This is a genomic window from Gracilimonas sp., from assembly GCF_040218225.1.
Lineage (GTDB): Bacteria > Bacteroidota > Rhodothermia > Balneolales > Balneolaceae > Gracilimonas.
In genome coordinates this window covers 38,661-57,369 of record NZ_JAVJQO010000007.1, presented here as the reverse complement: position 1 = coordinate 57,369, position 18,709 = coordinate 38,661, and the positions used below count along the sequence as shown (strand labels likewise).

Here is an 18,709-nt window from a genome sequence, read left to right as displayed (position 1 = left end):
TCGTGAATCTATTTTTTTATTTGAGTTCGGTAGATAAACACTAAGCGAGTGGGCTTCATTCATTTAAAATAGTCTTCCGTAACTCTTTAAAAGCCTCTAGCCGAGACTTGATTTCCTGAAATACAGTCGGTTTGGATTCCTCTATCTGCTGGGCTGAATTTTTGGTAAACAACTCTTTCGCACGGGTAAAAAGAGGGGCCGTAAGTACGCTAAGGGCTAAATATGCATAGATGTACATTGAATTTACCCCGGCTATCGCTAAAACAGAAGCCACGATGGCGTAAAAGATAGGGAGCAAAAACAGGGCAGAGATATATTTAATAGATGCATCAAAAGCGTGATCTTTGATAACTTTTGAGATTAGGTATTTGATAGGTTGATAAGGAATAAGGTTGTTAACAAACGAAAAGAAGTGGAATGGAGACAGCAGAATGTCTTTGGCTCCAACTTGCTTGCCAAGGCCTACATGTTTGAGGGAAATGTTGTGTGTATCAGCAAGTTTATCTAATTCTTTTGCTTCTTCAATCAGTTCTGGAGTAAGATGAGCACTTGTCTTTTGGATGCGGGCATTGGATATATCCGGATTGGTGATAATGGTATCATCAGGTTCGAGCTCATCCCATAAAATTTTATGAACCGAGTATTCCTCAAGATCCTCAACATGGAAGACCAGCTTCTTCATTGCATCAGAAACCTCTTCTTTCATCTGCATGCTGGCTTCATTTTCATCTTCAACGAAAGCTTCTTTAAACTTGCTTACCGGAATACACTCTCCAAATTTAATATGAACATGATTTCTCCCCTCACGATGACTTGAATAATTGACACCGACAGGAACAATCTGCATGTCTAAATCCCAGCCATATTTTTCTTCTGCCCCAAAGGCAATTCGGGTAAACCCTTTACTTAAAGGCCGAATCCGGCGTTTCAAGTTGTGATTAGCTTCAGCAAACACCAAAACGGAGTCCTGATTATTCAAATAATCATAACACAGATCAAAAATGGCGTTATTCTTTTGAACAGAGCTAAATCCATCCCGAACACGATAAACCGGAAGCATATTCAGCGACCTTAAAAACCAACCCATAATCGGTGGATTGAAAGCCTTAGCCCGCGTCAAAAAGTACATAACCTGCTTAAGGTTTGTTGTCACCAAAAAAGCATCCATAAAAGAGTTCTGGTGATTAGGAACAAAAAGGAGAGGCTTATCCTTGGGGAGATCTTCACGCCCTGTAAGCTGCATCTTTTTATAAAAGACTTTGAGTCCGTTACCTACTATTGCATGCCGCCAAAATTGATACCACAAATAATTTTTTCTACGCATTACTGAATTTGCGTTGTAAGGTTGATTTTCCGATTGACCAATACCATCCGATGCTCAGTCCCGCCACGATGTGCCAAATGCCCCACCAGGCAGCAACTAAAGCCATACCGCCAAGTCCGTCAAAGAAATTGAAAATCAGCAATAATCCCAAACCGGAATTTTGAATTCCTGTTTCGATGGCGATAGATTTTCGGTCAGGTTTTGGGAGTTTAAAAAGATAGCCAAGCCCATATCCGCTTGAAAGTGCAATAGCGTTATGTAAAAAGACTACAGCTATAACAAGATGCACATAGTTTATGAAGTGGTCGAAATTCATGCTGAAAGCGACAATCACAAATCCTGCAAAAAAGATAATCCCAAAATTCTTGATATACGGAGAAATTTTTTGTGAAAACTCGCCTTTAAAGTGACGCAGTGTCATCCCAAGAATAAGCGGGATGCCAAGAATTAAAATGATAATGCGAAATACTTCAAAGAGATCGAGATGAATTTCAGTAAGAATGGCGTTGGTAGGGCCGTGTAAACTAGCCCAAAAGGCAAAATTAAAAGGGGTCATAAAAATGGAGAGTAAGGTGGCAAAGGCCGTCATACTTACAGATAAGGCCGCATTTCCTTTCGCTAAAAGAGAGAAGAAGTTGGATATATTTCCTCCGGGGCAAGCAGCAACCATCATCATCCCCAAGGCAAAACTTGGGTGTGGCTCCATGACAAGGACTAACACATAAGTGAGAGCGGGAAGTAAAAGAAACTGGGAAATTAAACCTAAAATAGTGCCCTTAGGGTTTTTGGCTACTTTTTTGAAATCATCGACGGTAAGCTCCAGGGCTACTCCAAACATGATGACAGCCAGCGAGACATTCATTATATGCAACCCGCCGGTGCCCAGATTTAACTGAAGCGCATCTATTGATTCATTCATGTTTCAATTCCCAAATTAGATGTATTTTTCCGCCCACGTAGCCAGTACTTTACCCACATATTTGCTGTCTTTATCGTCGGAAAGCAGGTGGCCGGCCTCGTCCAAGGATACAAAACTTTTGGGATGTTTTGCTGCATTAAAAATCATAGAGGCATTATCGATACCCACGGTGTTGTCGAGCGGAGAATGGAAGATCATCAAAGCGCGGTCTAGCTTTTTTATGAAATCAGACATCCGGGCTTCTTTAAGGTCATCCAGAAATTGTTTCTTAATGGCGAATTTTCGCCCAGCAAGGGTGACTTCAGCCTCTCCTTTTTCTTCAATTTCGTCCAGGTGCATACTGAAATTTTCGCGAACGTGAGCAGGATGGGCAGGCGCTGCAATGGTGGCTACGGCTTTCACGGATTCCATTTGGTGAGCTGCTTGTAAAACGGCTGCGCCACCCAGTGAATGTCCGGCTAAAATCGCAGGTGCATGGCCTTCAGACTCTAAATATTTATAGGCAGCGACTAAATCATCCACATTGGATGAAAAGTTGGTGTTGGAGAAATCTCCATCACTTTCACCCAATCCCGTAAAATCAAACCGAAAGGTAGCAAAACCCATCTCAGCAAGAATAGAGGTAATATTGCTCATTACTTTCAGGTTTTTGGAACAGGTAAAGCAGTGAGCAAAAAGAACAGTCCCTTTTTGTTCTTTTTCAGGAAGATCTAGTTTGGCTGAAAGTGTATCTCCAAGGCTGCCGGTAAATTCTATTTTCTTTGATTTCATGAGTGTAGTATTATTGGCGTGTAATTTTTAAGATAATCAACATTATGAGTAACACAACGAATCCCTTCCACCTTGCATTTCCGGTTAAAGACCTTGAAGAATCCTATAAGTTTTACCATGATTTACTGGGATGTGAGACCGGGCGGAGTTCAGATAGCTGGATTGACTTCAATATGTGGGGACATCAGGTTGTAGCGCATTTAAGCCCGGACGAAGCCAGAGAATCTGCGATGAATGCGGTGGATGGTCATGGTGTGCCGGTTCGTCATTTTGGTGTGATCCTGGAAATGGACGAATGGCAAGAGCTTGCCGACAAGCTAAAAGCAGCAGATATCGAATTTGTGATAGAGCCGTACATTCGTTTTAAAGGAGAGCCCGGCGAGCAGGCCACGATGTTTTTTCTCGATCCAAGTGGAAATGCACTGGAGTTCAAGGCCTTTCAAAACAAAGAACAGATTTTTGCTAAATAAACTTGTCATCTCGCGGCGAATGCCCGAGATCGTGGTGCTAAAATAAGTATTGATGTATTTCTAACATCCAGATTCCTGCCTTCGCAGGAATGACTGATCAATGGACAAGAAAAACTTCAACATTAAATGTTGAGTGTTCGTTATTCAATGTTCTACTTCTCAACCCACCGCAAGTCATTCTGCACAAACGTCACAAAGGTAAGCAAGTTCTGTGCCTCCCAGTAATCCCGGAGATCATTTTCCGGGTCCTGATAAGAATAGGAGCGGGTGGTATCGCCATCAAAAACTTCGAAGCTGTACACCCGGCGGGGCAGCTGACCGGAATCCGGCACCCAGCCATCGATTTCATTTTGGGGCTGAATTTGGTAGAGCTTTAGAAAATCCACGAATAAATCGAAATCATTCCAGGAACTATCCTGTGCAGATACATATTCCGATTGCACTACTTTCTCTCCCTCGGCATTCAGTGTATAAACAGTCAATTCACCGGTCCAGGTGGTGTCGTACTTAAAAAAGTCAAAATACACGGCCTCATTGATGTTCAGGGAAATACGCTCATCGGGTTGAGTTTCTTCCTGAACCATATTTTCAGTCTCAGATACGGTTTTCTCAGAAGATGAGCAGCCTAAAAAAGCAGCCATCAACAGTAATAAGCTTGTTATATAAATTCTGTAATCCATAACCTCAATGATCAACCGCCATTTCCTCTTCGATTACTTCAATGCGGCTCTGATATTCTTCCCACTTCGAATAATGGTCTGTAAGGTCGGCTTTGAGTTGATCATATTCTAATGAGAATTTTTTCACATTCTCTGCATCGTCGTAGAAATCCGGCTTGGTCATCTCTTCTTCGATTTCAGCTTTCCTTAATTCTTTTTGTTCTATTGCCTGTTCAACAGATTCCAGTTTTTTTCGGATGGGTTTGGTCCGCCGACTCAGCTCATTACGTCGCTCAGCTTCAATGCGGCGCTGCTCTTTTCGGGAAAGCTGATTGTCTTCTTTAGACTCTTTTTGAGGCGCAGGTTGTTCTGATTTTGCCTCAGCTTCCTCTTGTTTACGGGTTAGATAGTAAGACACATTCCCCAAATACGTTTTGATATAACCCGGTTGAACATCCAGAACTTTGTCCACAATAGGGTCGAGGAAGTCCCTGTCGTGTGATACAATCACGACGGTACCTTCATACTGCTGAATAGCCTGTTGAAGGATGTTCTTGCTACTCATATCCAGGTGATTCGTCGGCTCATCAAAAATCAGCAGATTGGCCGGAGAGAGTAGCATTTTGGCCAATGCCAGCCGGCTTTTTTCTCCACCGGATAATACCTTTACTTTTTTAAATACGTCATCTCCCTGGAAAAGAAAACAGCCAAGGATGGTTCGAAGACGGCTTTCTTTCACATCGGCGCCAGCTTCCTGAAGGGTTTCAAGAGCGTCTTTTTTTGGGTTGAGTTCATCGGCCTGGTGTTGGGCAAAATAATTGACCGTTACATTGTGGCCTTCAACACGATCGCCTTTTTGGTGGGGTTCCATTCCAGCTAGAATCCGGATTAATGTTGATTTCCCGGCACCGTTTGGTCCAACCACCGCAATTTTATCGCCTCGTTCAATTTCATAATCAATGCCTTCAAAGACCTGTGTATCATCATAACTTTTGTGAAGATTTTCGAGCTTCATAACCACTTGTCCGCTTCGGGGAGGTTCCGGAAACCGGAAGGAAACTTTATTCTGTTCTTCTTCCAGTTCAATGCGATCCATTTTTTCGAGCTGTTTCACCCGGCTTTGTACCTGGCTGGCTTTCGAAGCTTTATACCGGAAGCGGTCGATAAATTCCTGCGTTTGCTGGATTTTCTTTTCCTGATTCTTCTTGGCATTCAGCAGGAGCTCTTTTTCCTCTTCCCACTTTTTCTCATAGAATGAATAGTTGCCGGCATAATCGCTGATTTCACCACTTCTTAATGCCAGAGTCCGGTTAGTTATGGTGTCCAGAAAAGCCTTGTCGTGAGAAACCACAACTACAGCGCCTTCATACGAATTCAGAAAATTCTCCATCCATTGAAGCGATTCAATATCCAGGTGATTGGTCGGCTCATCCAATAACAAATAGGTTGGTCTCTTAAGGAGCAACTTAGCCAGGGCAATACGCATCAGCCAGCCCCCGCTGAATTCAGACGTGCTGCGGTGGAAATCTTCTTCGTTGAAACCCAGTCCCATTAGCACTTTTTCCACTTCAGCCCGGAGTCCATACAAACCTGATGACTCAAGTTCGGTCTGAAGTTTTCCGTAGCGTTCCATCAGTCGCTCGTATTCTTTACTGTCGTGATCAACTTCAGCCAGCTTTTCCTGAACGGATTTTACTTTCATCTCAAGCTCAAATAATTCAGCAAAGGCAGATTCCACTTCTTCTATCACAGTCAGGGTAAAATCCGGATCAACGCCATCCTGTGGGAGATAGCCCAGACTTTCCTCATTAGATAAGGCCACGCTGCCCTCATCGCACTCCTGAATCCCCATAATAATTTTAAGCAGGGTGGATTTCCCGGCGCCGTTTGGGCCCACAAGACCAATGCGCTCACCGGGATTGATGAAGGTGCTTACGCCGTCGAGGAGCTCACGGTCGCCCAAATGTAAGGTGATGTTTTCGAGTGCTAACAAAGTTTGATGAAAGTCATGAGTTAAAAAATGCAGCGAGGCTGAAAATATGGATTAATTGTGTTCAGAATGAAATTAATCCTTGTCCAATTATCTATTCAAGACTGTCATCGCGAGGAGTATCATATCTCATACCCAGAACCCAGACTTTTTCGACGCAGCGAACTCATAGAAGAGTTAGGGTTATTGTGATCAGGAGATTGCCTCGTCGGAATTCATTCTAAACTTGGATTCGCTTTTTGAGACTCCTCGCAATGACATGTCCCGAATGAATTCCGGTAAGCAATCGAAGTCCTTCAGGGCTTCGCATATTGGTTTTATGAATTGAGATAAGTTAATAATTCCAGAAACCCTTAGTTTTGAGCTGAATTTAAAAAGACTGAAATCATGCAGAAGAAAGAGATTAACATTACCGTTGAACTGGACAAAGATAATGTACCCACCAATATTGTATGGAATGCTTCCGACTTGCAAGGCAAAGACGAAGCGCACTGCCGGGCCATGCTGCTTTCCCTCTGGGATGCCCACAACAAAGACACCCTGAAACTGGATTTGTGGACCAAAGAAATGACGGTGGACGAAATGAAAATTTTCTTCCACCAAACCTTGGTTACTATGGCAGATACCTTAGAACGTGCTACAAAAGATGAACGCATTACGGGTGATATGCGCGACTTTTGTCACTATTTTGCCGAGAAAATGGAAATCAAGGAATAATGAAAAATTCAAAATTGGCTGAGACTAATTTTAAATTCTGAATTTTTCATTTTGAATTAACGATAGAGAATAGAGCCAAAGCTTACGCCGCTTTCCCGTTCTTCCTCATCCCAGATATCATAAGTGAGGATTTCTCCGGATAGGTTTGGGAATGCTTTCAGAAAAGAAAACAAAGGAGGGTAGCCACAGGTTCGATAGGGATCATATTTCTGGCTCATCAACTCAAGGATTTTATCAGGATTTCCTTCAGCCCCAAAATCGAGGAAATCTTCATCAAAAGAGCGGATTTCCTCGAACAATTCTTTTGCGGGTTGATCATCTCCGAATTTCTTTCCTACATGGGCCAGGTCACCACTGATGCAAAAAAAGGTGTCTTTATCATCACCGAATAGTTTATTCATGAGGCCTGAAAACTGTTCAACTTGTTGACCCTGAAAGCCGTCGGCTTTATAGAATAATTCTTCAAGGCTGCCCACGACGATTGGAATAATTTTGAATTCATGATCCCATAAATGGTTCAGCAAGAGGAGGTGAAGCTCAATACTGTGTTCAATTCGATGTGCCCGGTCGTGAAAGGTGATGCCATAGTCTGCATTGGAGATTCCGGCTTTCGCCGCGGAATGACTTTCGTTATTGGTTTTGTCTTCGTGGATTTGATCCGCGATCTCCCGAATAACCTCCCGGTCTGCTTTTACCGTGCCATTCACCAACTCAAAATCCTTGTTTGAAATAACAAAAGGATGCTCTTCATAGACTTCCGGATATAGACCCGAGTAATGGGAAGTGGCCAGAATAACGACTCTTTTAGGTTTTAGGTTTTTGATGGAAGAGAAGGCTTTAACATAACTGTTCAACCCAACGCGGTAGTCAATGTGAGGAGCATAAAGGGCTCTGGCCGATTCAACCGGTTCGGTTGTTGGAAGTTTCTCAAAGGCTTCATTCAGAAAGTGCTTCAGTTCTTCCGGATCCTCAGGGTAGGAAATGCCATAGGTATTGGAAGGGTGTACATCAGATTCTTCATATTCTTTCTCGGTCTTGCTGGCATGTTCCTTGAAATACGGAGAATGAAGTAAAGCCTTTTCATCCAGAAACTGCACGTATTCCAGCACCTGCTCCTTGGTAATTTTCTCAGCGCTGAACTCCAGAATGTCTTCTACGCTTCGGCTGCCATCAAATAAGTTAAACAGAGATTGAGCCGAGTAAGGAACTGCAAAGTCGGATTGTGCATACCCAAACTGGTCCTGAAAATACAGGAAGGTCTCGCCATTTTGTTTTACGGGGATGATCTGAATTTCATACCTGAGCGGCGGAATAGGGTCGGTGAAGGAATTAAAAATTTTATCTGCCATAGAAAGAAAATACTTCAGCGGTCATTATTGGATGTTCCTTGTTCAATGTTCTTCTGTTCGCATTTTTCGGCATTCGCAATTCTTGCCATATTTCTTGCACAAGGGATGATCCGGTGCCTCAGAAATCCGCGCTTTACAAGCATTTCGGCCATGATGAATCATCAGGTGCGATAGATCGGTCCAGTTTTCGCGGGGAAATAAAGCCATCAGGTCTTTCTCAATTTTATTGGTATTCTTTTTTTCTTTGGTGAGGCCAAACCGATTCGAAATACGCTTTACATGGGTATCAACAACAACACCGACATTGATGTTAAAAGCATTCCCCAAAACTACATTTGCTGTTTTTCTTGCAGCTCCACGAAGTTTCAGTAAATCTTTCATGTTCTGCGGAACTTCTCCATCAAACTCTTCAACTAAAATCTGTGAAGTCTCTTTAAGCGATTTTGCCTTATTCCGGTAGAATCCGGTGGAGCGGACTAATTCTTCCAATTCCTCCAGCGGCGCATCTTTCATCAGTTCTGGAGTAGGGTAGGTCTCAAAAAGAGCAGGCGTTGTTTTGTTCACGCGCACATCTGTGCATTGCGCACTCAGGATAGTTGCAATCAGTAGCTCAAATGGGTTTCGATGATTCAACTCGCAATGCGGATCCGGATAATGGATATATAACTCTTTCAGAATTTCTTCCGCACGCTCTTTCTGCTCTTTGGACTTCTTGGGGAGCTTTGGAAGTTTTGGCTCTTCTTTTTTGGACATGAATGGGTTCAAGTATGAAGTTAAAATTCCTTCCTGTTGTCATCCCGAGTGCAAAATATCATATAAAGGATTCTAAACATGAACACGAGGGATCTCAAAATTTGAAGTATTCAATAATGTAGATTTTGAGATCCTTCGCATTAAACCTAAATACCTTAAAGAAAATTTAAACGCTCAGGATGACAACGCAAAAGGATATATGAATAATCATCCCAAACATAAATAATCCAATCCACAGAAGTAACCTTGATCTATAATTGTGAGTTTCTGGGAATAATGAGATTCCCGCCTACGCGGGAATGACGGGAGGGTTGAAGTGGAGAAATTTTCTAAAACCAAGAAGACTTTGTCATACCTGCGAAGGCAGGGATCTGGATGTAAATAAGAAGTAGAAGAGTAACTGTTCAAAATTCCTTGTTCAATATTCCACATTCGATGTTCATATGCTTATCTTTGGCGCTCACAAGATTTTTGAATTGCAAAAAACACTCACATGTCGAATTTGGACAGTCTCGATAAAATTGTATCACTGGCGAAAGCCCGTGGTTTCATTTTCCAATCCTCAGAAATTTACGGCGGACTTAGTGCTGTATATGACTATGGTCCTCTTGGTGTAGAACTCAAAAGAAATATCCGCGATGCCTGGTGGAAAGAGATGACCCGCCGGCATGATAATATTGTTGGGGTGGACGCCGCTATTTTTATGCACCCCAAAGTGTGGGAAGCCAGTGGTCACGTGGGTGGCTTTAACGATCCAATGATCGATGACAAGCAATCCAAAAAACGCTATCGGGCTGATATGCTTATCGAGCAGCATATCCATAAATTGGAAAAAAAGTTTGTTGATGATTTCTTTGATTTTGTAAATGATTCAAACAAAATAAAAACAGAAAAATACAGAAAAATTATTGCCGATGTAGTTTCTTCAATTGAAGAAAAAGTAAGTCAAGTACAAGAATCATATCAAGATTCATCGGGTGTTGAAAATGAAGTGATGGTATCTTCATTCAATCAAATTAATAAACAGTTAAAAGAAGTTGATGCAGAATTTCCACATCCAGAGAAATTTGTGAATCAGCTTAATGAAATTATTGGGCTTTACTATAATCTGCTCACTGCCGGTTCCCGAAAAAGCCTTACAGAAGACTTGTACGAGATCATCATGGAGAACGAAATCCGGGCACCAGAATCGGGTGCGTTCGATTGGACCGAAGTCCGTCAGTTCAACCTGATGTTTAAAACCCAGTTTGGTTCCACTTCAACCGATGAAGATGGCGTTTATCTAAGGCCTGAAACTGCTCAGGGAATATTTGTGAACTACAAAAACGTGATGGATACCTCCCGAACTACCATCCCTTTTGGTATCGCTCAAACTGGAAAAGCATTTCGAAATGAAGTTGTGGCCCGACAGTTTGTATTCCGTATGCGGGAATTTGAACAGATGGAAATGCAATATTTCGTGAAGCCGGGAACCGATGAAGAGGAATATGAAAAATGGCTGGAGAAGCGACTTGAGTGGCATAAGTTTATGGGTATCCGCGAAGAGAATCTGAGAACTGCCCCACATCCTGAAGATAAGCTTGCACATTATGCCCGTGCTGCGGCCGACATTCAGTATAAATATCCAATTGGCTGGCAGGAAGTGGAGGGAATTCACAATCGAACTGATTTTGACCTGACTCAGCACGCTGAATTTTCAGGCAAAAAACTGGACTACTTCGACCAGAAAAACCAGGAGCGTTTTGTTCCTTATGTGATTGAAACATCGGTTGGACTGGATCGCCTCACATTAATGGTGCTTTGTGATGCCTATCGTGAAGAAGAAGTGGATGGCGATACCCGAACGGTGCTGAAAATGAATCCAAAGCTGGCACCGACTCAGGTGGGTATTTTCCCGCTCATCAAAAAAGACAAGTTGCAGGATCTGGCCCATAAAATTGAGAAAGATCTGCGTGAAGAATTCTCCGTACTTTATGATGATTCAGGATCTATCGGGAAACGCTATCGTCGGCAGGATGAAGCCGGAACACCGTTTTGTGTTACAGTAGATTTCGATGGAGTAGAATCCGAAGGCGAAGATACCGTGACTATTCGTTATCGTGATGATATGAGTCAGGAGCGCGTGCCGGTTTCAAAGTTGGCAGAAGTGATTCGGGATGGCATGAAAGACTGGAAGCCGGAATGAACCCTAACCGGATAAGCTTAATTGGTTTATGTACGGCAATCAGGTAGCTATTTTAAAGGTTGGTTTAGTAGTCATTTCGCGGCGAATGCCCGAAATCTAATTGTCTTTTAATAATCAAAAGCTGATTCTATGATTATATGTAGATTCCCGCCTTCGCGGGAATGACCACAATCGCTACTTGCTTGTCTTTTACGTACATCTCTTTTATGCCAAATACATGGCATAAATTATTTCAGCAGGATCATTTTTTTGGTTTCAGACATCTTGCCGGATGTCAGGCGATAGATGTAGACCCCACTTGGTAACTGCTTGGCATCAAAAGTAATGGTATGTGCTCCGCTGTTCATGGGCTCATTCACCAATTTCTGGACTTCCTGCCCAAGCATATTATACACGCTTAGTGTCACCTTCCCGGCATTCGTCAAATTAAAAGATATGTTGGTTGTCGGGTTGAATGGGTTCGGGTAATTCTGATTGAGTGAGAAAGCTTTAGGAAGTTCATCATCTTCTATGCTATTTATAAGACCATCATTGGAAGCACCCGGAGTTCCACCCGGTTCTGAAGAGGCTTCCCAACTTGCTGCGAGAGTGTTATCCAGATCAAAGTTTTTAAGTGACAGTGTATATCCATTCCCATCAGGTTCGGTTGGCCAGGGTGACTCGTCGTCATATTCAACCGTATCAATGAGAGAACCACTGGAATTGTAAATCCGAACCTGGTCGCTTCCCCCGGCCAATCCAAAATCAACTTCACCTTTAACGAAAGTAGCTTCGGAGTGAATTTCCCTGAAAGCGGTGGTGTCGTTCGAAAGCACTAAATATCCATTTGCGGCAATAGTGACGCCTGACGGAATTACAAACTCGTGGGTATCATCTTCGTCTTTATATATCCAGCCAGAAACGTCAATGGCATTTGAAGAATAATTATAGAGCTCAATCCAATCTCCTGCTTCTGCATCATCGCTGGAGTTATAATTGATCTCGTTAATCACAATTTCATCATTTTGAATCTCTCGGAAACTGGCTTCTATCTCAACAGGAGCAGTGCCAAGTTCAAGAGAAAGCTGATTGCCCGTTCCGGCTACTTCTCCATCAACAAGCCATGCTTCCAGCTCAAGCCCCAAATTAGGGTTGGCTTGCAGGGTTATAGAAGTATTTTCAAAATAAAGACCCGACCAGTTTTCTTCAGAAATGTCCGGGCTGATGGAATTGAGCTGAACATTAGCTTCTGTAGATTGCACCAATGTAACCCGAACCGTATCGGTATTCAGTGTGTCCTGAATTTCAGCATAAATATGCCCCGGATAATCCAGTACATAAGGCACAGCCAGACCATAATCTGCTTCGCCAAGACCGTAGTAAAAATACTCCATACTGTATTCCCGGTTTTTACCACTGATGGTTTCCCATCCATCATTCCATCGCTCAATATCGCGGGACATTTCCGGGTTGATGGCCGTGTCGATGGAGTCGATTAAGCCGATCACATAATCAGGTTTAAAAGCGGTATTCAGCATATCAGCCAACCGGTTCAGGAAAATTTCTCTGTATGTCGGGTTTTGGATCATGCGCCCAATGAGCCAAAAACCAGCCGGTTCCTCGCTCAGATAATTAGTAAAAACCGGCAGGTAAGTTCCGGGTTCATTGTCGAGATTCCTCCACCAGTCGAAATCATGGGAAACATAATGCCATTTCCCGCCCATTTCCTGAGGCCTCCAGTATCGCAGATTATTGGGATCGCCATGCGAAGTATACACCTGGTAAATCCAATGATCGGTGAAGCTTTCCAGATCAATCAGCGAATCGGCCAAAGTGAAAAACTCAGGCTCAGAAAGGGATTCATCCTGAAAAATATTCAGTAAGTCTTCGTAAGCATCATAATTTCCATCTTTAACTTCATCATAATCTTTGATCATGTCTATGTCATTATAGCCATAACGCGATTCTACAAAATCATCACTTTTACGCTCCTGTAAATTATAAATTCCCCAGTACTTCCCGTTAATATACAGGATGACAGGCTCATAGGCCTGCATGGCATTTTTATGATTCCATTGCAGGTTGATGGTGTACATCAATTCATTTAGCAGTCGGGAGCGCTCTTCGGCTCCGGCGCGTAACTGAAATCCGTCGTATTTGTCGTAGTCATTTTGAGGAAAAAGTTCATACTCTAATTCATCAACGCCATATTCCGCATTATTGTTAATGGTGAACGACTTTTTGTGAAAACCGCGACTGAAATTACCAGCTATGCTTGCTCCCGCATCAAATTCGAATTCAATAGCTCCGCTTTCTGCAATGTATTCCAGGTGTACGGGGTATTCCCACTCCTGATAATAATTTGCCCCAAAATAAGGGAAGCTGCCGGTGGTTTCAGCGGTATCGCCAATCGCATACATTCCTTTTTCGTAATCAAACAGGCTGTCCGGTTCCATCACAAAAGAGACAACGGGGATGGTGTGTGGATCTTCAAAAAAGTAGCTATTGGTAGCAACAGGGCTGGCTGCCAATCCAGATTCAATAGCAATTGCTCTAATCACTGATGATGTGTCGATGGTGATTGGGCCTTCATAAAGGGTTGAGCTTTCGGTCGGAACAGCACCTCCGGTGGTGTATCTGATCTCGGCATTTTCTGAGGAGGCAGAAATACCTATAACCTGTGAACCTGCGTAGAATCCGGATTCCAAAGAAAAAGTTGGTGTATCTGCCTGTTCCTCAATCTGGCTTCCGTTGTTGCTTGCAGCAGGAGTTGGGTTCAGGAATTTAAAGGTTCCGGTTCCATCCGGAGTTCTTCCCCAGGAAACATCTTCGGTTTGTTCTCCAAAAGAGACTGAGTCAATTCGTGTAGAACCATCTTTATCAGTTAGGATTACAAACTCTCCGCCCGCGCTTAGTTTGGTGTCTACGTGCAAAGGACCCTGGTCGGTATCCTCATCAAACCAAAGAATAAGATATTCGCCGGGGGCAATAGTTGTGCTTGCAGCTTGGTTAGTCGGAATTTGCCACTTGTCAATTTCCTCAGGATCATCAGAGACATACATCCCACCAAAATTAATGGATACTGATCCCGCATTATAGATTTCTACCCAGTCATCGTTTTCTTCATTTTCATCGGCATGTGAGGAGCCATTGGATGCAACGATTTCATTGATCTTAATTTGGGCATGTGCAGGCACAAAGGTAATTAAAAGAAGAAGTACTATAGAAAGAGGTCTTTTCATAGGGATAGATTATTAGCCTTGAATATCAGCAAGGTTATCGTTTAAGAACAGAAAAAGATAAGAAATTACCTCAGGCAGAATGCGTTAGGAATATTTTAACTTCCGGAGGGCAGAAAGAAGAACTTATTGGAGTTTCTGTAACAGATCTCTGGCTCGTTCCAGGTTCCAGCGGTCAATATCATTGTTTGGAGCGATTTGAACAATTTCTTTAAGAGTTTGAATGGCTTTAGTGTTTTGCCCGGCTCGTTCGTAATGGCGTGCTAGATCTAATTTATAACGGAGGGTTTGCTCAGGTTGAATCCGGATTGCTTTTTGCATGTATTCAACAGCTTTTTGATTGGAGGCACCCTCCGGCAATCCTTCCGAAAATAAACCTGCTGCAAACTGCCTGGCAGATCCTACATTGGCTATTTTACTATGCCAAAGCCCAAGCAAATGCCAGGCAGGAGCATATTCGGGAAGTAGTTGAACGGCTTTTTCGGCATGTTTTTTAACGAGATGAGATTTTTTAATCCGCGTTTGTGAGTCCGAAACGTCGGATATCCGCCCATTAGAAACAGCATATACAAAATGAGAATAACCTTCGTCAGGGTAAAGTTTAAGTGTTTTCTCTGCGTAGCTCAAAGCTTTCTGGTAGTTCTCTATCATTTCGGCTTCCGATTCATACCTGTAACCAACCCGCGCATAAAGAAGGCTGGTATGCCAAAGAGCTTCAAAATTATCCGGTTCAATCTCAAGGACTTTTAGGTAATTTTGAAGTGATTTCTTTTCTTCCGATTCATAAAAATATTCAGCAGCTTTTTGTGATATAGAATCGGCATTACTTAATGTTTGTCCGTCTGCATTTGAATACAAAAGCGTTAAAACCAAAAGGTATACACCAGTAAATAAAATTGATATTCGCATAAGTTGGCGCGGTAATTTTTTAGTTTAACTAGAACTAAGAGTCAATTTGTGTTAACCTTAATAAATACGCATTTCAAGATGTAGCTTCTGATTAAAATACAAAACTAAAATGCTTGTTTATTATCGGTTATAACCTATACACATAAATTGTGGAAAATGTTTTCAAATCCTTAACAATGACGAAAAGAAATTTTTGCAGACTAAAGTTTTTACTCTCTGTACTCCTGTTGATCTCATTTGGAGCGTGCGATAATTCCGTTGATCCGGTTGATAAAGACCTGGGGATATTTTCGATTTATGGTGCAATCGATATAGATGCTCAGGTAAATTATATTCGTGTGCGTGATTTAAATGCACCTTTTACCCTTGAAGCAACCGAAGAACTTGATGCTGAAGTTGTTCTTGAAAACATAAATTCTGGATTTTCAGAAACATTAACGAGTATCAGGAAAGAGGCTGATGGGGTATATGTGCATAATTTTGAGGTTACCCAATCTATAGTTCCCGATAATGATTACCGAATTTATGTGACCCGCTCTGACGGGCGGCAGGTCGTGCTGGATATGACTTCCCCAAACAAAGCCGTCTTTGAAGTGACACCTGAAGTAAATAGTTGCTTTACTCCGGTAACCATTACCCTTAGTAACGTTCAGACAGGAACAGTAACGGTGAGTATTGGTGTGCCTTTCAGGGGTAGATACTGGATGGAACCAGATGTGTTCAGGGTTACTAATGAAGGTGCGAATAACGAATATGAGATCACCTATAACCCCGGGGGGCTTTTGGGAGGTATCCCAGCGAACTTTGAGGACGAGGTAACCTGTGAAGACATAAATGGAGAGGAGTATTTGGTGAGTATTTCTCATTACGGCCCGGGTTTTTATGAGAAACTCTTTGTTGAGTCTTTTGACATTCTGGAGACTTCAAAGCGCTTTGGCAGTTATTATCAGGATACTTTAGCAACCAAACTTTCTTTTCCGGAATGATTTTAACAGACCTATTTAAAGTTAACAGGCTAAACACATTCTGTAATAGCAGGTGTTTTGCACTTATGTTAGCTCTTTTTTCATTAAACCTGACGGTTACCGCACAGAATCAAAATACAACAATCGTGCAGGCAGTTGTAATCTCTGAAGTAGACGGGAGTCCGTTAATAGGGGCAAATGTTATTATTTATGACATCGAAAAAGAGGAAATATTATATAATTGTGTAACTAACACAGATGGGTTTTGTGAGATCAGAAAAGTGATAACAGGAAGATCTTATCAATTAGAGATTAGCTATATAGGATATGAACTCTTTCAAAAAAGAATTAACGTTGTACAAGGTTTCCGGGAAAACATCAGAGTTTCGTTAAAGCAGAAGGCAGGCGAACTAGATGAGGTAACAGTAGAAGGGCAACGCCTGGCAAGATCTGGACAGGCAGGTATTCGCAGGGTTTCAGATATCGATATTGCTCGTGTACCAACACCCGGCGTTGATGGCGATTTAGGTTCTTATCTTCAAGTTGAACCAGGAGTGATTACAACAGGTGACCGGGGAGGAGATCTGTTTGTGAGGGGAGGAACTCCGGTCCAGAATCAAATTCTAGTGGATAATCTATTGATTGTGAAACCCTTTCACATTTCAAATCTGTATTCTGCTTTTTCAGAAGAGATTGTCCAAAACGTGGATATGTATGCTGGTGGGTTTGGTGCAGAGTATTCAGGAATTACATCTGCTGTTATTGATATCAACCTGCGACCGGGCAATATGAAGAGGTTTGGAGCAAGTGGGTCAGTAAGTCCATATCTGACCTCAATATTGGTGGAAGGCCCACTTGTAAAAGACCAGCAGTCACTTTTAGTAATGGCGAGGAAGTCAACCATAGAGAGTATTTCACCAGAGCTTATTGGAGAAAGCGTACCACTTAGATTTAGCGATGTTTTAGGGCGATATACCTTGCAGCTTCAAAATGCCCTCTGCAGCGTGACAGGTGTTTATACTCAGGATGAAGGTGAAATTGTACCCTATAATGAAGTTCGGCACTCGTGGTCTAACAAAGTGATTGGAACGCGCTGTTTCGGCTTTGATCCGAATTTTGAATATCCCATCGAGTTTACCGCAGGCTATACCAGTTATACCAATCAGGAAGGTACGGAAGAGAATGTAGAACGTTATTCTGAGGTGAATCAGTTTTATATGAATACGGATTTCCAGCAAGAGTTATTCGGTGTGCTCTTTAATTATGGGTTTGGTATTAATTTCAGGTCGTATGAAGTTGAATTGGATGAGAAATTCACTTCGATAGCTGAAATTGATTATTTGTCTCCTACAGTTAATTTGTTTTTTTCGGGAGATTGGGACCCGAACAAGTATATCTCAATTAAGCCGGGTATTGCCTCTCAGGCATCTTTGGATACTCCATTCAGCTTTGAACCAAGATTCCGGGCCTCGTTCCGGCCCGATGGAACAGACAGTCAGGAGCTAAGTTTGGCGCTGGGCCGTTATGTTCAGCTTACTACAGGGGTTAGTGATCAACGGGATGTAGGTTCGGTTTTTACTATCATCAGACCGGCGGAGCGAGGAGACCCATTACAAACTTCTGATCATGCTATATTTGGATATCAACAGAGGTGGGGGAAGTCTTTTGTGGCTAATATTGAGGCATACACTAAAGGGGGGCGGAATATCCCGGTTTCTACATGGACTCCGGTGGCTAGAATTGCTCTTCAGACAGCTCTGGCAAATAGCTCTTCTTATGGGTTTGACGTTCGAGTTAAGTACGCTAAAAGTGCATTTTATGCTTCACTAGGGTATGGATGGTCTAAAATTAAATATGAAGCAGACTCTGGAGATCTTGGAGCTTGGGTGAATGAAACTATATTCAGTTATTCTCCGGCACATGACCAAAGACATAAGCTGAATGCAATTTTTAGCTACAAAATTGCCGGTTTTACTACAAATTTACGCTGGGAGTTGGGGAGTGGGCAACCATTTACGCGTGTTTTTGGCTATGATCTGGCCGTGCGAGTACCTTTTCAAGATGTTACTGAAAATACTGGAATTGGGAATGTCTATTATACAAGGCCATTTGGAGCCAGACTTCCCTATTACCACAGGCTTGATGTGTCTGTGAATCGGAGTTTTGAATTTGATGATTGGTTTATTGAAAGTGAAATAGGAATAATAAATGCTTATGACAGAGATAATATTTTCAGCTTCGATTTAAACACCCTTCAGCGGGTAAATCAAACACCTCTATTGCCATATCTGTCGATTAAAACCGGTATTGATTAACAACCGAATTGCTGATAGTACCATTATTAAGAAAGGCATTTAATCTATTTTTCATGGTACTCATAAGAGAACATGAAACATATAAATAATAGTTCTGTTTTTTCTGAGATTCTCTTTATATTTAAAGCCTTTTTCGGATAAGAAATTGAATGCAAAATATCCTAA

Annotated in this window: 14 protein-coding genes; 5 read left to right on the top strand and 9 right to left on the bottom strand. The window is 42.2% G+C overall.

From position 1 onward, the window contains the following. Nucleotides 1-55: 55 nt before the first annotated feature. From RIB15_RS10495 to RIB15_RS10485, 3 genes are read right to left on the bottom strand one after another with little or no spacing between them, the layout of a single operon-like run. Nucleotides 56-1,324, bottom strand: a complete 1,269-nt coding sequence (locus tag RIB15_RS10495) for a lysophospholipid acyltransferase family protein (protein ID WP_350202105.1) — start codon at nt 1,322-1,324, stop codon at nt 56-58. Then, nucleotides 1,317-2,243 carry a bile acid:sodium symporter family protein gene (locus RIB15_RS10490; protein ID WP_350202104.1) on the bottom strand — a complete coding sequence of 309 codons (927 nt, stop codon included), beginning with the start codon at nt 2,241-2,243 and terminating at the stop codon, nt 1,317-1,319. Before RIB15_RS10490 ends, RIB15_RS10495 begins: the two co-directional genes overlap by 8 nt. Nucleotides 2,244-2,258: 15 nt before the next feature. Further along, the gene (locus RIB15_RS10485; protein WP_350202103.1) at nt 2,259-3,014 is read right to left on the bottom strand and encodes an alpha/beta hydrolase family protein; all 756 of its coding nucleotides are present in this window, start codon (nt 3,012-3,014) and stop codon (nt 2,259-2,261) included. A gap of 44 nt (nt 3,015-3,058) precedes the next feature. Here RIB15_RS10485 and RIB15_RS10480 point away from each other — a divergent pair, with 44 nt between their 5' ends. Then, the gene (locus RIB15_RS10480) at nt 3,059-3,484 is read left to right on the top strand and encodes a VOC family protein (protein WP_350202102.1); all 426 of its coding nucleotides are present in this window, start codon (nt 3,059-3,061) and stop codon (nt 3,482-3,484) included. A 152-nt stretch (nt 3,485-3,636) separates the two neighbouring features. Here the strand turns inward: RIB15_RS10480 and RIB15_RS10475 are convergent, their stop codons facing one another. Both RIB15_RS10475 and RIB15_RS10470 read right to left on the bottom strand, forming a co-directional pair. Then, nucleotides 3,637-4,164 (bottom strand): hypothetical protein, encoded by a 528-nt coding sequence (locus tag RIB15_RS10475; RefSeq protein ID WP_350202101.1) that lies wholly within the window; start codon nt 4,162-4,164, stop codon nt 3,637-3,639. A gap of 4 nt (nt 4,165-4,168) precedes the next feature. Next, nucleotides 4,169-6,136, bottom strand: coding sequence for an ABC-F family ATP-binding cassette domain-containing protein (locus RIB15_RS10470; RefSeq protein WP_350202100.1), 1,968 nt, complete (start codon nt 6,134-6,136; stop codon nt 4,169-4,171). A 384-nt stretch (nt 6,137-6,520) separates the two neighbouring features. Here RIB15_RS10470 and gldC point away from each other — a divergent pair, with 384 nt between their 5' ends. Next, nucleotides 6,521-6,850, top strand: a complete 330-nt coding sequence (gldC, locus tag RIB15_RS10465) for a gliding motility protein GldC (protein ID WP_350202099.1) — start codon at nt 6,521-6,523, stop codon at nt 6,848-6,850. 56 nt (nt 6,851-6,906) lie between these two features. Here gldC and amrB read toward each other — a convergent pair whose 3' ends face one another. Together amrB and nth are read right to left on the bottom strand one after the other, a co-directional pair. After that, nucleotides 6,907-8,199, bottom strand: coding sequence for an AmmeMemoRadiSam system protein B (amrB, locus tag RIB15_RS10460; RefSeq protein WP_350202098.1), 1,293 nt, complete (start codon nt 8,197-8,199; stop codon nt 6,907-6,909). 42 nt (nt 8,200-8,241) lie between these two features. After that, a complete protein-coding gene (nth, locus tag RIB15_RS10455; RefSeq protein ID WP_350202097.1) occupies nt 8,242-8,952 on the bottom strand; it encodes an endonuclease III in 711 nt (236 codons plus the stop codon). A gap of 493 nt (nt 8,953-9,445) precedes the next feature. Between nth and RIB15_RS10450 the strand changes: the two genes are divergently transcribed. Next, complete coding sequence (locus RIB15_RS10450) at nt 9,446-11,137, top strand: glycine--tRNA ligase (RefSeq protein ID WP_350202096.1); 1,692 nt, start codon at nt 9,446-9,448, stop codon at nt 11,135-11,137. Nucleotides 11,138-11,364: 227 nt separating this feature from the next. Here the strand turns inward: RIB15_RS10450 and RIB15_RS10445 are convergent, their stop codons facing one another. Both RIB15_RS10445 and RIB15_RS10440 read right to left on the bottom strand, forming a co-directional pair. Continuing rightward, a complete protein-coding gene (locus RIB15_RS10445) occupies nt 11,365-14,358 on the bottom strand; it encodes a CotH family protein (RefSeq protein WP_350202095.1) in 2,994 nt (997 codons plus the stop codon). Nucleotides 14,359-14,481: 123 nt separating this feature from the next. Then, a complete protein-coding gene (locus RIB15_RS10440; RefSeq protein WP_350202094.1) occupies nt 14,482-15,264 on the bottom strand; it encodes a tetratricopeptide repeat protein in 783 nt (260 codons plus the stop codon). Nucleotides 15,265-15,440: 176 nt separating this feature from the next. Here RIB15_RS10440 and RIB15_RS10435 point away from each other — a divergent pair, with 176 nt between their 5' ends. After that, a complete protein-coding gene (locus RIB15_RS10435; protein ID WP_350202093.1) occupies nt 15,441-16,250 on the top strand; it encodes a hypothetical protein in 810 nt (269 codons plus the stop codon). A gap of 65 nt (nt 16,251-16,315) precedes the next feature. Then, nucleotides 16,316-18,544, top strand: coding sequence for a TonB-dependent receptor (locus RIB15_RS10430; RefSeq protein WP_350202092.1), 2,229 nt, complete (start codon nt 16,316-16,318; stop codon nt 18,542-18,544). The last annotated feature ends 165 nt before the right edge of the window (nt 18,545-18,709 follow it).

Coding starts and splice junctions, on each gene's coding strand:
- nth (WP_350202097.1), bottom strand. CDS start 8,952: ATGTCCAAAAAAGAAGAGCCAAAACTTCCAAAGCTCCCCAAGAAGTCC.
- RIB15_RS10430 (WP_350202092.1), top strand. CDS start 16,316: ATGTTAGCTCTTTTTTCATTAAACCTGACGGTTACCGCACAGAATCAA.
- RIB15_RS10445 (WP_350202095.1), bottom strand. CDS start 14,358: ATGAAAAGACCTCTTTCTATAGTACTTCTTCTTTTAATTACCTTTGTG.
- RIB15_RS10435 (WP_350202093.1), top strand. CDS start 15,441: ATGACGAAAAGAAATTTTTGCAGACTAAAGTTTTTACTCTCTGTACTC.
- RIB15_RS10480 (WP_350202102.1), top strand. CDS start 3,059: ATGAGTAACACAACGAATCCCTTCCACCTTGCATTTCCGGTTAAAGAC.
- RIB15_RS10440 (WP_350202094.1), bottom strand. CDS start 15,264: ATGCGAATATCAATTTTATTTACTGGTGTATACCTTTTGGTTTTAACG.
- RIB15_RS10490 (WP_350202104.1), bottom strand. CDS start 2,243: ATGAATGAATCAATAGATGCGCTTCAGTTAAATCTGGGCACCGGCGGG.
- gldC (WP_350202099.1), top strand. CDS start 6,521: ATGCAGAAGAAAGAGATTAACATTACCGTTGAACTGGACAAAGATAAT.
- amrB (WP_350202098.1), bottom strand. CDS start 8,199: ATGGCAGATAAAATTTTTAATTCCTTCACCGACCCTATTCCGCCGCTC.
- RIB15_RS10495 (WP_350202105.1), bottom strand. CDS start 1,324: ATGCGTAGAAAAAATTATTTGTGGTATCAATTTTGGCGGCATGCAATA.
- RIB15_RS10485 (WP_350202103.1), bottom strand. CDS start 3,014: ATGAAATCAAAGAAAATAGAATTTACCGGCAGCCTTGGAGATACACTT.
- RIB15_RS10450 (WP_350202096.1), top strand. CDS start 9,446: ATGTCGAATTTGGACAGTCTCGATAAAATTGTATCACTGGCGAAAGCC.
- RIB15_RS10475 (WP_350202101.1), bottom strand. CDS start 4,164: ATGGATTACAGAATTTATATAACAAGCTTATTACTGTTGATGGCTGCT.